Source organism: Daquilactobacillus linshuiensis (assembly GCF_052828685.1).
The window spans coordinates 1260659-1274814 of record NZ_CM128255.1 but is presented as its reverse complement, the minus strand read 5'-3'; the positions used below and the strand labels follow the sequence as shown (position 1 = coordinate 1274814).

The window sequence follows — 14156 nt, the reverse complement described above, 5'->3', positions numbered from 1 at the left end:
GTCTTTATTTGTATATACGAGTATTAATAAGTTCAAATACTGAAAGAATTATAAGCCCTGCACCAAATAACCAAAAAAATAAATTAACAATATTCATTGGATTTAAAATAAAAATAAGACCCAGAGCAATCATTAAGAGTGAATACAGATAGTCTAACCAAGGAGTAACATTTACAAATTGTCTATCTTCATTAGAATCTCTGAATTGATTAATACCATTAAATATTAAAATAATTCCTAAAATAACAGGAATAAGCAACATTAAAAATTTTGCTATAAATAAAGTGACTATTGATAGAATAATGCTACCAACACCAAGGGTTAAAGAAATACTGTCTGTTTTGGCAATTTTATAAAGTTTAATATTATCAGCGATTGCAATTAAACCAAAAATAAACAAATAGGTGCTTACGAAATATACAATAAAATCTAGTGACTCAGTTGGATTAATAACGATGATAAGTCCAGTAGCAAATAAAAATAATATTCTAAGCCATCTATATAAGTGAAATTGTGTTGAAAAAGGTCCCATAAAACTCCTCCTAAGATATAACTAAGATATTTTACCATAATTAATTATTGTAGAACCTTTTCATAATTAATAAATCTAAGGTAAAATAATACTTGAAGCGAAATTTGGGAGATATAATATGTTCAAGTCAAAAAGCTCTATACTGTCAATACATTTTGATGACACAATTGAGATACCAGTTGGTGAGAGAGTAGAAAAATATTTAAATCCGGATGATTTTAATATAGAAATTGATAGTGGTAAATATAAATTTGCTGTTGAGAGAATAAGAATTTCTTTGCCGGATATTGATGGTGAAGATGAAATAGAAGAAGTTTTTAAAAACGAAAAAAAATATAATCAAACTATATATGTTGTTATACCGGGAGTTAGAGAATTTCCAGAAGCCAAAACTGCAATAAACGGTCGACCAATAGATCCTGCAGAGCGTATTTTAATTGATCAAGATATATTGGTTTTAAAAAGAGAGTTAAATGTTGTTGAAAATGTTAATGAAGTACTAGGTGAGTACGAACCAATAGATTTGAATAAAGAGCTAGAACAGAACACAAATTCTGTCTGGAATAATATTGAAATTGGCCCACAGCAGTTTATCACTAAAGATGATTTGAAAGAAATACCTTTGTTTGATGATTTTGGAAATATTTATGACAATGAAATTTTAACTCCTGGTGAAGAATTTAATGTACATATAAAAAGAATAAATATTTTAGAAAAAATCGAATATTATAAGATATACGAAAATAGATATGTAAGAGCAGAAGATGTATTCCCTAAAGAAAATTCGTTAGGAGATAATCTATTCCTTGAAAACTCATATCCACAAGAAAACTTAGAAGCAAATGAATTAATTGAGATAGAAGACGTCACTCCATTTGAAGTTAAATATATAAATAAAAATAACCCTACTTTGTATGATTTTGCAGGCAATTTAATTCCAGATTTTGTTATTGATTATGGAACAATTATTTCGGTACAAGGGGTATCAACCGATGGCAAGTATTATAGAATATTTGGCGAAACTCTAGTTTTAATTGATGACGTTGAAGAAATTAGTTCAGGTAATGAATATAGTAATCTAACTGAAGAACAAGAACTTGCAAAATCAGATATAAATGAAACTACATACGATCAAGAAGATGTGAACGTAGAAACAAAAGATGTAGAAGAAGTGGATTTAAGTAATAATATAGTTGAACAAGATGATTCACAAGAATTTACAGAAACTGATACAAGTGAAGATACATATGATCAACGAAATATTGAAGATAGTGAATTTGAATTTTCAAGAGAAGAAGATGATTTTGTTGATGAAGATTATAATGAAGAAATGGCTAAAACAGATGCCAACGCTGTAAAAAAAGCCTTTGATATTGTTTTTGATGAGAATTCACGTGAAATAAATGGAATAGTTCAGATTAAAGGTGAAGAGAAGAATAGTTACCAATTGTTTAATACATACTCATCTAAAAAAAGACGTCTATTAAAAGAAAACGTCAAAGGTGGAACATTCTGGTATACATCTGAAGTTGGTAATGATAATAAAGGTGACAAATACTATAAAATAGCGGGCGGAACTTGGGTCGCTGCAAAGAATGTAATTTATTTTGATAAATAAGTTTTAGAGAGTATATTTTATATACTCTCTTTTTAAGTTGGTGAAGCAATTGTTAAAAATTATGCTGATACTTTTAGGAATAATATTAGGAAGTTTATTAGGGATAACTATAGTATTTATTATTGATATAATGTATTCATTTTGGCCTAGAAAATTAAAAAAATTCAAAAATGTGATTGTTCTGGGTGCAAGAATAAATGATGATGATTCAGTTACTGAAACACTAAAAAATAGGCTTGATCTAGGAATAAAACTTCTAAAAAAAGATGGAATTATAATTGTAAGTGGTGGAAAAGATAAAGGAAACAAAGTTTCTGAGGCTTTAGCAATGAAAAAGTATTTAGTATTTAAAGGGATTTCAGAAAAAGTAATTATACTAGAAGAAAAATCCAAAAATACTTTAGAAAATATAATTAATTCTAAAAAAATTGCAAAGTCTGATGATGTGGCAATTGCAACAAGTAATTATCATGTTTCAAGAGTTAAAACAGAAGCTTTAAAAAATGGATTTCATGTTAAAGTTTATGGAGCTAAAACAAGAAAAGATATACTGTATAGATTAACCAGGATAGAATTGTTAGCAATTTTATGGAAAAATAAAAAGTTTTTTTTCACTTTATTGATAATACTGATACTATTAGTAATAGCAATAATTATGGGAGTTTAAATATGTATGAAAAATTTATCAAAAATCAGAGATTAAGAAGAAATACAGTCTTGTTGACTACTATCTTTTTGTTTTGGTTAATGAGAGGAATGATGAACATTTTCTTGTTAACATTTATTTTGACCTTTTTGTCAGTAAAAATGGTAAGAAGAGTTCAGAAAACTATCCATATTAAACCAATATGGATAATTGTTCCTGTTTATTTATTAATAATATATTTAATATATTTAGCAGCAACAATGTATTTTCCACAATTGATTACACAAATAATAAAAATGTTTAAATCATTAACAAAATTCTACAATGATCCTGATTTACAAAAAAATCCTATTTTTTCATACATTATGGATTGGATAAATCAGGTTAATCTAGACGGACAGATAAAAATGGGTATCTCTAAAGTTGTTACTTATATAAGTAATGTGGGAGAAGTAGGTTTAACAATATTTGTTTCATTTATTTTAAGCTTTTTTTATGCCTTTGATGTTGATGAAATAAATTCATTTGGGAATCTTTTTTTGAAGAGTCGAAATAGTTGGTTGTTTGAAGATTTGAAATATTTTGCTGATAAATTTATTAATACTTTTGGGGTTGTTCTTGAAGCTCAATTATTTATAGCATTGACCAATACAGTTATCACAACAATAACTTTGATTTTTATGAAAATGCCAGGGATTTTAGCACTTTCGGTTATGGTATTTATTATGTCGTTAATACCGGTCGCAGGAGTGGTGATTTCTTTAATACCTTTGTCGATAGTTGCATATTCAGTTGGAGGAATAAAGGATGTTATTTATATAATAATTATGATTATTGTTATTCATGCATTTGAGACTTACTTCTTGAATCCTAAGTTTATGTCCAGTAAAACGCATTTGCCAATGTTTTTTACTTTTATAATATTATTAATTTCAGAAAAGTTTATAGGACCATGGGGGTTGATTATCGGAATACCGATTTTTACATTTTTATTAGATATTTTAGGTGTAAAAGTAACGCCACAAGAAAAAAAGCTTCCTATTAGATTAAAATCTAAAAAGAAATAAATCTAACGATTATTGATACGTACTATTTTATGGTGTAAAATAAATAATTATTAAATAAGAAAGAGGCATATTATAAATGGCTAAATTAGTATTTATTCGTCATGGTCAAAGTGAATGGAACCTATCTAACCTATTTACTGGTTGGGTTGATGTTGATTTGAGTGAAGAAGGAGTTAAACAAGCTCAAAATGCTGGACGTCTTCTAAAAGAAGAAGGAATTGAATTTGATCAAGCATATACTTCAGTATTGACTCGTGCAATCAAAACACTGCACTACGCACTAGAAGGATCAGGACAATTATGGGTACCTGAAATGAAAACATGGCGCTTAAATGAACGTCATTACGGTGCTCTTCAAGGACAAAACAAAGCAGAAGCAGCAGAAAAATTTGGTGAAGATCAAGTTCATATCTGGCGTCGTTCATATGACGTTTTACCACCTTTATTGGATGCTAGTGATGAAGGCTCAGCAGCAAACGATCGTCGTTATGCTGATCTTGATCCAAGAGCAATTCCTGGTGGAGAAAATCTAAAAGTTACATTAGAACGTGTTATTCCTTTTTGGGAAGATGAAATTGCTCCAAAACTTTTAGATGGTAAAAACGTAATTATTGCAGCTCATGGTAACTCATTAAGAGCATTAACAAAATATATTGAAGAAATCTCTGATGAAGATATCATGGATGTTGAAATGGCTACAGGTGAACCAGTAGTTTATGATCTAGATAAAAACTTAAAAGTTGTAAGCAAGAAAAAATTGAACTAATAATTTAAACTATCCTTTTATTAGGATAGTTTTTTTTCACACTTAGGATATAGATAATAAATATTTATAAAATGAATATTATATGCAACAGATTAATGTAAAAATAAAATGTCAAAAAATAATTATAATTTTCCATAATAATGACTTGTTTTTTTTGCTAAATTATACTAAGCTATTTTGGTTATGAAAGTTATAGTTATTTATAAATAGGAGTTTTATATATATGAAAATGATTAAAAATGAATTTAAATTCATATTCTCAAATAAAATAATATTGATTTCTTTATTTGCGATTATGTTTATTCCATTTCTATACAGTATTTTCTTCTTAAAATCTGTTTGGGATCCATATGGAAGTACTGGAGACTTGCCAGTTGCTGTTGTTAATGAGGATCGACCTGTTACGTATCAAGGGCAAAAGATGCATGCCGGAGACGATATGGTCAAAGAACTTAAGCATAATAAACAAATTGGCTGGAAGTTTGTTTCAGCTGATACAGCAAAACAAGGTCTCAAAAACAAAAAATATTATACAATCGTTACTCTTCCAAAGGATTTTTCAAAAAATGCTGCTACTGTTTTAGATAAAAATCCTAAAAAGATGCAAATAAAATATAAGACTAACGATTCATTGAACTATATTGCTGAAGTTATAAGTGAAACTGGTGCAAAAGAGCTTAATTCACAAGTTAGAGAGGCTGTTACTACTGCCTATGCAAAAGTAATGTTCTCTCAAGTTAAAGAAGCTGGAAAAGGCTTCAAAGATGCTGCCCGTGGAGCTAAACAATTGAGTGATGGCTCAAATAAACTTAGTGACGGATTGAATGTTTATACATCTGGTATTGATCAAGTAAATGATGGTGTATTAACCATGCAAACAAGTGTAGTGCCACTATCTAATGGTGTTAGTCAACTTGCAAGTGGCTCAAGCCAACTAGCTACAGGAGTTGGAGCATATACTAATGGTGTTGGTACTTTAAATAATGGTTTGCAAACATTAGCAAGTAAAAATGGTCAATTACAAAGTGGTGCTTCAAGTTTATCAACAGGTGTAGAACAACTAAAAAATGGTAGTTCTCAAATTGATGCAGGATTGAAACAAATGCAATCTAAGATCAATAACAATCCAAGCTTTTCATCTGATCAGAATTATAAAAATGCTGTAGATGGTTATAAGGGATTACAAACCAAAATAACAGAAATACAAAGCCAGTTACAAAATCTAGATCAAGTTTTACAACCAATAATTGATCAAGTAGAAGCTCAAGATTACTCTGCAAAAGCTCAAGAAATTATTGATGCTGAAAAGAAATTAGGAGTAACATTTGATCAATTTCAAGAAAAAGCGTTAAAAGTTGCCTTAACTCAGAAATTAAAAGAAGGTGCTGTTGACGAAGCAACTCAAATTGTAAATGGTGTTAAAACTCAAGTCAGTGGAAAAATATCTAATGAGGAGTTTGCTCAATTACAAGCCGCTACACAAGGCTCAATTGATATGCTTCAAAGCTTGAGAGAAATTCAGACTGGTCTTAATTCAAAACTTGTTCCTGGGATGGATCAATTAGACTCGGGAATCTCACAATTACAGAGTGGATCAACTACAATTGCTGAAGGACTTAGTCAATACACTAATGGTGTTGCTACAGCTGCTAATGGTGCTAGTCAATTAAACGCAAATAGTGGAGCTCTTAATTCTGGAGCTAATCAATTATCTGCAGGAACTGGTGAATTAAACGCCAAAATACCTGTGCTATCTTCAGGTGTAAATCAACTTGCTAATGGAACAAAGCAATTAGCTGCAAACTCACCACAATTGACAAATGGTGTTGCTCAATTAAGTGATGGTAATAATACGTTAGCTACTGCATTAAAAGATGGTTCTAAGAAAGTTAATTCAATAAAATTAACTGATAAAACTGCAAATCAATTTGCTGCTCCATCAGAATTAAAACACTCTAATTATAGTAAGGTTCCAAATTATGGACATGCCCTAGCTCCTTATGTACTATCACTTGCATTGTATGTTGGAGCGTTGGTATTTAACTTCGCATTCCCAATTAGAAAAATCTCTATGACAGGCCAATCATCAACTGCTTGGTTCTTGAGTAAGATTTCTGTTGGTGGAATAGTGGCGATAGCTATGGCTATTATTGAACCAGCACTAATGATGGCTGCCGGATTGCAGGTTGATAACCCAGGACAATTCTTTGCCGTAGCAATTTCGTTCTCAATAGCTTCTATGGCAATTGTTATGTTCTTATCAATGACCTTTGATAATCCAGGACGTTTTTTGGCTATGATTTTATTGATGCTACAACTTGGTGGTTCTGGTGGTACTTTCCCAATGGAAGTTACAAACGGATTCTATAACTTTATTCATCCATTACTTCCTATGAGCTATTCAAACCTTGGATTCAGACAGGCAATTACTTCTGGTCTAGGTAGTGGACAGATCACTCAAACAGTAAGTGTTCTTGCATTATTTACAATAATTAATTTAGCATTATTGTGGACGGGAATGTATTACTTACAAAAACGCGGTAATAATGGCGAATCAGTATTAGACGATAACCAAAAATTACAAGAAGTAGAAAAATAAGAAGATTCTTTGTCAACAGATATTGATGAAGAGAAGAAGAGGTATTTATCGAAAGATAAATACCTTTTTCTTTTCAAAATCTTCTAAAGGAATCCAGAAACTCATTAGTGTATAATTCTCACATGAGGTAATTTTATGTTTGATGAGTTATTAATAAAAAGCAAAATAAGACTGAGTAAAATTTGGATTATTCCAATAATGATTGTTTTAGGCATGGCAGGTTTATCTTTTGGTTGGCTTCGTTTGCCTTGGATTTGGCTACCTATAACTAGTTCAATCTCTTTAATTGTTACATTTGGCTGGAGTAACTTTAAGAAGTTCTTTAAGTTTCCTGTTAAAAAGGACTGGAAAACTATTTTTCAAATGGGATTATTAGCGTATGGTCTTGCCATGTTGGTTTTCATAATTGGATCACTTTTATTTCATTTGAAGTTTTCGGCCAATCCTATATTAAATAGTGATAAAAGTTCTATTTTAATTAGTTTATTATTTATTTGGATATCTTTAGTTGGTGAGGAATTAATTGTTGCATCGGTTGTTCTACCTATTTACAGTTATCTAGCTCAAAGAAAGACTAATAAGAAAAATGCGTGGCTTATTGCTTTAATAGTTGGATCTGTATTTTTTGGAATGTTACATCTACCAACTTATTCTTGGAACTGGTATCATGCAGTAGTTATTATTGGCTTAGCACGTGTGCCATTTAGTATGGCTTGGAAAAAAACAGACAGTTTATTAGGTGGAATATTTACGCATATCATTTATGATTATGTATTGATTTTAATAGTATTGTTAGGAATGTAAAAAAGGATTGAAGAAAAAAATCTTCAATCCTTTTTTGCTAGTCGATTATATATTTCTTGTCCTACAACGTCATTAGTCCACATCCATGCAATATGTCCCAGAGCTTCTGACAAGTGTTCTTCAAATGGTTGTTCTTTTGCAGAGGGTATTGTTTTCATAGCAGGCATTACTAAAAGGTGATATGTAATCCAAACTGCTAATCCAAAAATAGTTCCACTGCCTGCGCGTAATTTATCTTTATATTGTATTAAAACTTCATAGATTATCGCAAATGAAGCTGAAAACCCAAAATGAATTATATAACTAACATATGGTAGTTCTTGTCTTGAGTATTTGTATGTTGCATGGGTAATTGAGCTTGGAATACCTAGTTGTTCTAACATTTTTTGTGGTGGATTAGTCTTATTTCTTTGTGGCGTACGTGGAGGTAAGATGTTTTCCCAGCCTAATTTGACTAATCCTGATGTAATACCAGCTGCTGTTCCAGCGAGTACAGCAGCCTTTAAATTTATTTTTTTATTCATATGAAATACCTGACTATTTCTTTATATTTACTATATTAAGAATAGCAGAATATTTTTATTAAAAAAATAAATTAAACTATATACTATTTAAGCTCAATTGAACTTAAATTGCTTTTAAAATACGTGTCAAGTCATGCCAATAATCAATTCAAATTAAAAATTTATTCCTTTTTCTGCATAAAATTTTTCAATATCTAATCTTTCTGGTTCTAATCTGTCTGGAAGACTTAAATGCTGTCCAAGAAAATCTAAAGGTTCATCAACAGTCATACCTGGATATGATGTGGCAAATTCAATTCTGTTATGATTTGGATCTTTGAAGTATAAAGAATAAAAAAATTTTCTATCAATATCTTCTTCATATTCAAAATTACTATCAAGACCTAACTGTTTAACTCTGGTAATGTCACTTTTATCAAGAACTGAAAGAGCAATATGGTCTATACTTCCACGTCCCATGCGCTTTCTTCCTGGGTTAGACGATTGTATTAGTGTTATTGTCTGATTATCGTCAAGAGGTAATATATTACCAGAGAATTTAATAGAAGTTAATGTTTCAAAGAAGTTTTTTTCTGCATTCATATCATTTACATAGATATTTGAATTTTTAAAACGAATTATTTGATTATCACGTGAAATATCACTAAGAGTATTTACAAGATGTTCTGGCAGGTGCTCATTTATAAAGTTAAGTGATAAAGGAACGTCTTCAAAATCTTTAAAGGATAAAATATTGTTTTGAAAACTAAATGGAATATTAAAATGTGTTAATCTGTTTTGCCAAAATTCTTCACTACCTAATGGAGCATAAAAATCGACTCCTTGAATATAACTATCTTCATCTGTTCTTTGACCTAGTCTGGGAACTTCTATAAATGTTATATCCATACCAATACTGCCCATATAATCTCCATAAAAGACATGACGCATATGAGGATTTTCTTGATTAATGGAATTTTTCACTAATCTAAATCCAAGTATTTTTATGTAAAAATCTGAATTTTTAGAGACATCTTTAGTTAGTAACGTAATATGGTGTAGTTTCATATTATTATCCTCCTGTCTGTAATCACCTAAATTATAAATCTATTAAAAAAAATATCGAGAACTAAGTCTCGATACTATAATAAATACTTATGTATACCAAATCCTACACCATCTTCTTTGTTTGATTTGGTAATATATTTTGCATGTTTTTTAATGTCATCATTAGCATTTGCCATGACAATAGGTGTTCCAATAAGTTTTAACATGGGTAAGTCATTGTGACCGTCGCCAAATGCAGCAGCTTGGTCATATGATAGGTTTTCTGAATCTAAAATGTACTTAACACCTGATGATTTTTTTGCTTTGTCACTGGTGAATTCAAAATAATTATAACCTGAACCAACAAAACTTACTTCAGGTAGATTTAATTGTTTAAAATAATTGTTTATATCCGAACAATCTTTTGATGTTTTTGAGATGGTCATTATTTTAAAGAGTTTTTTATTTTTATCAGTAAATAAGTCGTTGAATTCAACGATTTCTGGATAATGATTTACAAATTTATGCTCCGATTCAATTCCAAAATCAATTTTTTCTGCATACCAATGATCAGTATCGTAAAGACTGACACTTGTGTTTGGAAAATTATTTTTTAATTCATTTACGATTATTTCTGCTGCAGAGATATTTAAAAGATTTTCTTGTATTGGAATTATCTCATTTTCTTCAAATTTAAAGATTAAGCCACCATTAAAGGCAACCTGTTCATCAGTAAGATGTAATTCTTTTATGAAGTCGATCATTTCTATAGGTGAGCGAGCAGATACTAATGTTAAGGGAATATTGCTCTCATCAATTAAGGCGGCATTATTATTTGTTAGAATTCCCTTTTCGTTTAGTAATGTTCCGTCCATATCTGAAAAAATGTGTTTTATCATATTATTATCCTTAAATAAAAAAAGTCTTAGTTACTAACTAAGACTTACTGTAAAGTAAGATATTTGTTTTGTAAACAGTCAAATATTATATTTCTTCCAAAGATTCTTGTCTTGAACTCTTTAAACTTAAAACCTTTTGGTATGTAAATGCTAATGAAAAGAAAAAAGCTGAGGCAATTAAAGCGGTAGTTGGTAAATTATTAAAAATATTTGTAGGTAAAACTATTGCTAAAAGTGGAAAAGCATAGGCAGCAGGTAGTTGTATTTTTAAAATTGTTAATAGTAAAAATACAAGAGGTAAAGAAATTAAAGTAGTGATTAGCCATGATGCAAAAATGCTATGAACAAAGAAACCTATTGTGGCAGCTAATGTTAAGGCAGTTGCTTGCTTGATTGCCATTATTCCGGAATATTTTGGTTTTTGTAGTACTTCAAAAATAACGACAAGAATAGGCGGAATTGCAGACATAGATTCTTTTCCTAGTAAGCTAACAATTACTATCCAACTAAGAGAAATAATAAAGAAAAAGATAATTCCGTTATTATTTAACGTAAATTCTTGTGAATATTTTTTATCTAGTTTTCTAAGTTTAGCTACTAGCATTAATAAAAATGTGAAAGCAAGAATAGAGATGATAAATGAATATTTGTGTGCATTTACTATTATTGGAAGTAGTCCTGTGGCAAATGAAGGCGCCAAGCTAGAATTAGTTAGGTATAGAATTATAAGCATTATGAACAATAAAATAATGACTTTTTGAAAATATTCAATTTGTAATTTGTTAATAAAAAATCCAATAATTGCAGTAATTGATGGAATATAAAATATTTTAATGGGGTTATTTAGCCAGTGAGTTTCATGATAAATCCACAATCCAGCGGTTAAAGCACCTAACTCTGGCAAAATTATTTCGATATCTTTTGTTATTGTCGCAGTACCAATCATTAGTAAAATAAAAACTAATCCAATTACGTACTCAAAAAACTTGTATACTGTACTTCTTTTCATTATTTGTAGCTCCTTAAATAAAAAAACACAATAAATAGAATACCACGAAAAAAACTATATATGCAACTTTGAACGACCTTGAGTGCAATTGTGCTAATATGTAGTCACAAGTATATAGTTAGGAGAATTCTTATGACTGAGGTAAAACATTTTTTTGAATATTTTAAGCCAGAAACATACAATATTTTTTTGGATATAAATAGAAAGAATAAAACTATTAAAGGTGAAACTGAAATTAACGGTGAAGCAAGAGATTCAACGATTTTTTTAAATCAGAAGAATTTAAAAATTGAATCAATAACTTCTAACGGAAATAGTCTTGATTTTTCAGTTAATAATGAAGATGATTCAATTACGATTTCACTAAATAAAACAGGATTAACAAATTTAAAAATTAAGTATCATGCTGATTTAACCGATACAATGATGGGAATTTATCCTTCTTATTATGAAGTGGACGGAGAACAAAAACAGCTTGTTGGGACACAGTTTGAAACGACTTTTGCTAGACAAGCATTTCCAAGTATTGATGAACCTGAAGCGAAAGCTAAGTTCAATTTGGCTATAAAATTTGACGAACAACCTGGCGAGACAATATTAAGCAATATGCCAGAAATAAAAAATGAAAATGGAATTCATTACTTTGATACTACGGTCCGTATGTCTACCTATCTCGTGGCATTTGCTTTTGGTGATTTACAAAGTGTTAAGACAAAAACAAAAAATGGAACGCAGATAGGTGTGTTTTCGACTAAAGCACATAAGTTAAGCGAGCTAGACTTTTCTTTAGATATAGCAAAACGTGCTATTGAGTTTTATGAAGATTTTTATCAAACTCCTTATCCTTTGCCACACTCATGGCAACTTGCCTTGCCAGATTTTTCAGCAGGAGCAATGGAAAACTGGGGACTGGTTACATATCGTGAAGCTTATTTACTAGTTGATCCAAGAAACACTTCAATAGAAACAAAGCAAAGAGTAGCAACTGTTGTTGCTCATGAATTGGCTCATCAATGGTTTGGTGACCTTGTTACTATGAAGTGGTGGGAAGATTTGTGGTTAAACGAAAGTTTTGCCAATATGATGGAATATCTTTCAATTGATGCTATTGAACCAAGCTGGAATATATGGGAGTCATTTCAAACTGGTGAAGTTGCAAGAGCTTTAAAAAGAGATGCAACTGATGGTGTTCAGTCAGTCCATGTTAAAGTAGAAGACCCAGCTGAAATTGATGCATTATTTGACGGTGCAATTGTATATGCCAAGGGATCAAGAATATTGGTGATGGTAAGGTCGTTAATTGGCGACGAAGCACTTAGATCAGGATTAAAAGATTACTTCAAAAATCATAGTTATGGTAATGCACAAGGAGATGACTTGTGGAATGCTTTAAGCAAATATTCAAAACTGGACATCACAAAAATTATGCATTCTTGGCTTGAACAACCAGGTTATCCTGTGGTATCAGCAAGTGTCGTAAATGGAGATTTGATACTAAAACAAAAACAATTCTTTATAGGTGAAGGCAAAGAAGTAGGGCGTAAATGGGAAATACCTTTAAATACAAACTACAAAAATACGCCACTAATTATGTCACAAGAAGAGTTAAATCTTGGTAGATATAAAGAATTACGTGAACAAAATAATCAGCCATTTAGGTTAAATGTAGGTAATAGTTCTCATTTTGTAGTGAAATATGACGATGCTTTATTAGAAGATATTTTTAAAGATATAGACAGTCTAGACAATATTTCCCAACTACAAATACTACAAGACTTAAGATTATTGGCTGAAAGTAATCAAATTTCATACGCAAATGTGGTCGGTTATTTGAAACACTTCTCAAATAGTAAGTCTGCAATTGTAAATACAGGATTATATGTATTAGCTAATAATTTGAAAAAATTTGTTGATAATGATTCTGATGAAGAAAGAAATTTAAAAAAATTATTTAATAAATTAAGTGCCGATATTGTTAACGATTTGACTGCTGAGAACAGAGAAAATGATTCTTTAGATGATACATTATCTCGTCCTGTCGTGGTGAATGCAGCGATGTATGGTGAAAATATAGCAGTAGAGAAACAACTTCATGATATTTTTGAGCTTAATAAAGATAGTTTAGAAAAATTACCAGCGGCAACAAGAATGCTAATAATGAAAAATGAAGTACAGAACTTTGGTAATGATAGTCTTTACGAAAAACTATTTAAAGAATATCAAAATACCACAAGTCCAAGTTATAAAGCTGATCTAGTAAGAGCGATAACAAGTGCTGAGAGTAAAAACTTTTTACAAAAAGTAGTAGGTGAATTTGAAAATTCTCAAATTATCAAACCTCAAGATTTACGTGCGTGGTTCCAAGGAGTGCTAGAAAATGGCATAGGTGAACAATTAGCTTGGGATTGGATAAGAAATGATTGGGACTGGTTAGAAAAAACAGTTGGTGGAGATATGGAATTTGCAACATTCATAACTGTTATTTCAACAGTACTTAATAATCGTCAAAGATTAAATGAATTCAAAAAGTTTTTTGAGCCTAAACTTCAAACACCTGGATTAACTCGAGAAATAATAATGGATACGAAAGTTATTGAAACTAGAGTAAAACTAGTTGAAGAAGAAAAAAATACAGTAAACCAAGCGATCTCAGATGAAATGTGAGG

12 protein-coding genes are annotated in these 14156 nt (G+C 30.3%); 7 read left to right on the top strand and 5 right to left on the bottom strand.

Translation table 11 applies throughout. The features are described from left to right. Positions 1 to 4 precede the first annotated feature (4 nt). Positions 5 to 532: a DUF308 domain-containing protein gene (locus ACUV9F_RS06925; protein WP_446183545.1), complete on the bottom strand. Its 528-nt coding sequence runs from the start codon at positions 530 to 532 to the stop codon at positions 5 to 7. Between the two features lie 118 nt (positions 533 to 650). On the opposite strand from ACUV9F_RS06925, the gene ACUV9F_RS06920 reads away from it, so the two are divergent. The 6 genes from ACUV9F_RS06920 (at position 651) to ACUV9F_RS06895 (ending at position 8032) form a co-directional block, all read left to right on the top strand. Beyond that, positions 651 to 2150 (top strand): hypothetical protein, encoded by a 1500-nt coding sequence (locus ACUV9F_RS06920; RefSeq protein WP_446183544.1) that lies wholly within the window; start codon positions 651 to 653, stop codon positions 2148 to 2150. A gap of 49 nt (positions 2151 to 2199) precedes the next feature. Beyond that, positions 2200 to 2817, top strand: coding sequence for a YdcF family protein (locus ACUV9F_RS06915; protein WP_446183543.1), 618 nt, complete (start codon positions 2200 to 2202; stop codon positions 2815 to 2817). 2 nt (positions 2818 to 2819) lie between these two features. Next, the gene (locus tag ACUV9F_RS06910) at positions 2820 to 3863 is read left to right on the top strand and encodes an AI-2E family transporter (protein ID WP_446183542.1); all 1044 of its coding nucleotides are present in this window, start codon (positions 2820 to 2822) and stop codon (positions 3861 to 3863) included. 76 nt (positions 3864 to 3939) lie between these two features. Further along, the gene (locus ACUV9F_RS06905; RefSeq protein ID WP_446183541.1) at positions 3940 to 4629 is read left to right on the top strand and encodes a 2,3-diphosphoglycerate-dependent phosphoglycerate mutase; all 690 of its coding nucleotides are present in this window, start codon (positions 3940 to 3942) and stop codon (positions 4627 to 4629) included. A gap of 223 nt (positions 4630 to 4852) precedes the next feature. Beyond that, on the top strand, positions 4853 to 7228 hold the full coding sequence (locus ACUV9F_RS06900; protein ID WP_446183540.1) for a YhgE/Pip family protein: 2376 nt from the start codon (positions 4853 to 4855) through the stop codon (positions 7226 to 7228). Between the two features lie 135 nt (positions 7229 to 7363). Further along, on the top strand, positions 7364 to 8032 hold the full coding sequence (locus tag ACUV9F_RS06895) for a CPBP family glutamic-type intramembrane protease (protein ID WP_446183539.1): 669 nt from the start codon (positions 7364 to 7366) through the stop codon (positions 8030 to 8032). Between the two features lie 23 nt (positions 8033 to 8055). On the opposite strand, the gene ACUV9F_RS06890 is transcribed toward ACUV9F_RS06895, so the two are convergent. The 4 genes from ACUV9F_RS06890 to ACUV9F_RS06875 all read right to left on the bottom strand — a co-directional run bounded on the left by ACUV9F_RS06890 (position 8056) and on the right by ACUV9F_RS06875 (position 11490). Beyond that, positions 8056 to 8556 (bottom strand): YagU family protein, encoded by a 501-nt coding sequence (locus ACUV9F_RS06890; RefSeq protein WP_446183538.1) that lies wholly within the window; start codon positions 8554 to 8556, stop codon positions 8056 to 8058. Positions 8557 to 8709: 153 nt separating this feature from the next. Continuing rightward, entirely contained in the window at positions 8710 to 9603 is an 894-nt protein-coding gene (locus ACUV9F_RS06885; protein WP_446183537.1) for a VOC family protein, read from the bottom strand. Positions 9604 to 9677: 74 nt separating this feature from the next. Beyond that, on the bottom strand, positions 9678 to 10481 hold the full coding sequence (locus ACUV9F_RS06880) for an HAD family hydrolase (RefSeq protein ID WP_446183536.1): 804 nt from the start codon (positions 10479 to 10481) through the stop codon (positions 9678 to 9680). A gap of 85 nt (positions 10482 to 10566) precedes the next feature. Further along, positions 10567 to 11490 (bottom strand): hypothetical protein, encoded by a 924-nt coding sequence (locus tag ACUV9F_RS06875; RefSeq protein WP_446183535.1) that lies wholly within the window; start codon positions 11488 to 11490, stop codon positions 10567 to 10569. 132 nt (positions 11491 to 11622) lie between these two features. Between ACUV9F_RS06875 and ACUV9F_RS06870 the strand changes: the two genes are divergently transcribed. Further along, positions 11623 to 14154, top strand: coding sequence for a M1 family metallopeptidase (locus ACUV9F_RS06870; RefSeq protein WP_446183534.1), 2532 nt, complete (start codon positions 11623 to 11625; stop codon positions 14152 to 14154). The last annotated feature ends 2 nt before the right edge of the window (positions 14155 to 14156 follow it).

Excerpts from the sequence above, each read along its gene's own strand:
- ACUV9F_RS06910 (WP_446183542.1), top strand. The coding sequence starts at position 2,820 with ATGTATGAAAAATTTATCAAAAATCAGAGATTAAGAAGAAATACAGTC.
- ACUV9F_RS06895 (WP_446183539.1), top strand. The coding sequence starts at position 7,364 with ATGTTTGATGAGTTATTAATAAAAAGCAAAATAAGACTGAGTAAAATT.
- ACUV9F_RS06925 (WP_446183545.1), bottom strand. The coding sequence starts at position 532 with ATGGGACCTTTTTCAACACAATTTCACTTATATAGATGGCTTAGAATA.
- ACUV9F_RS06875 (WP_446183535.1), bottom strand. The coding sequence starts at position 11,490 with ATGAAAAGAAGTACAGTATACAAGTTTTTTGAGTACGTAATTGGATTA.
- ACUV9F_RS06885 (WP_446183537.1), bottom strand. The coding sequence starts at position 9,603 with ATGAAACTACACCATATTACGTTACTAACTAAAGATGTCTCTAAAAAT.
- ACUV9F_RS06880 (WP_446183536.1), bottom strand. The coding sequence starts at position 10,481 with ATGATAAAACACATTTTTTCAGATATGGACGGAACATTACTAAACGAA.
- ACUV9F_RS06905 (WP_446183541.1), top strand. The coding sequence starts at position 3,940 with ATGGCTAAATTAGTATTTATTCGTCATGGTCAAAGTGAATGGAACCTA.
- ACUV9F_RS06890 (WP_446183538.1), bottom strand. The coding sequence starts at position 8,556 with ATGAATAAAAAAATAAATTTAAAGGCTGCTGTACTCGCTGGAACAGCA.
- ACUV9F_RS06870 (WP_446183534.1), top strand. The coding sequence starts at position 11,623 with ATGACTGAGGTAAAACATTTTTTTGAATATTTTAAGCCAGAAACATAC.
- ACUV9F_RS06920 (WP_446183544.1), top strand. The coding sequence starts at position 651 with ATGTTCAAGTCAAAAAGCTCTATACTGTCAATACATTTTGATGACACA.
- ACUV9F_RS06900 (WP_446183540.1), top strand. The coding sequence starts at position 4,853 with ATGAAAATGATTAAAAATGAATTTAAATTCATATTCTCAAATAAAATA.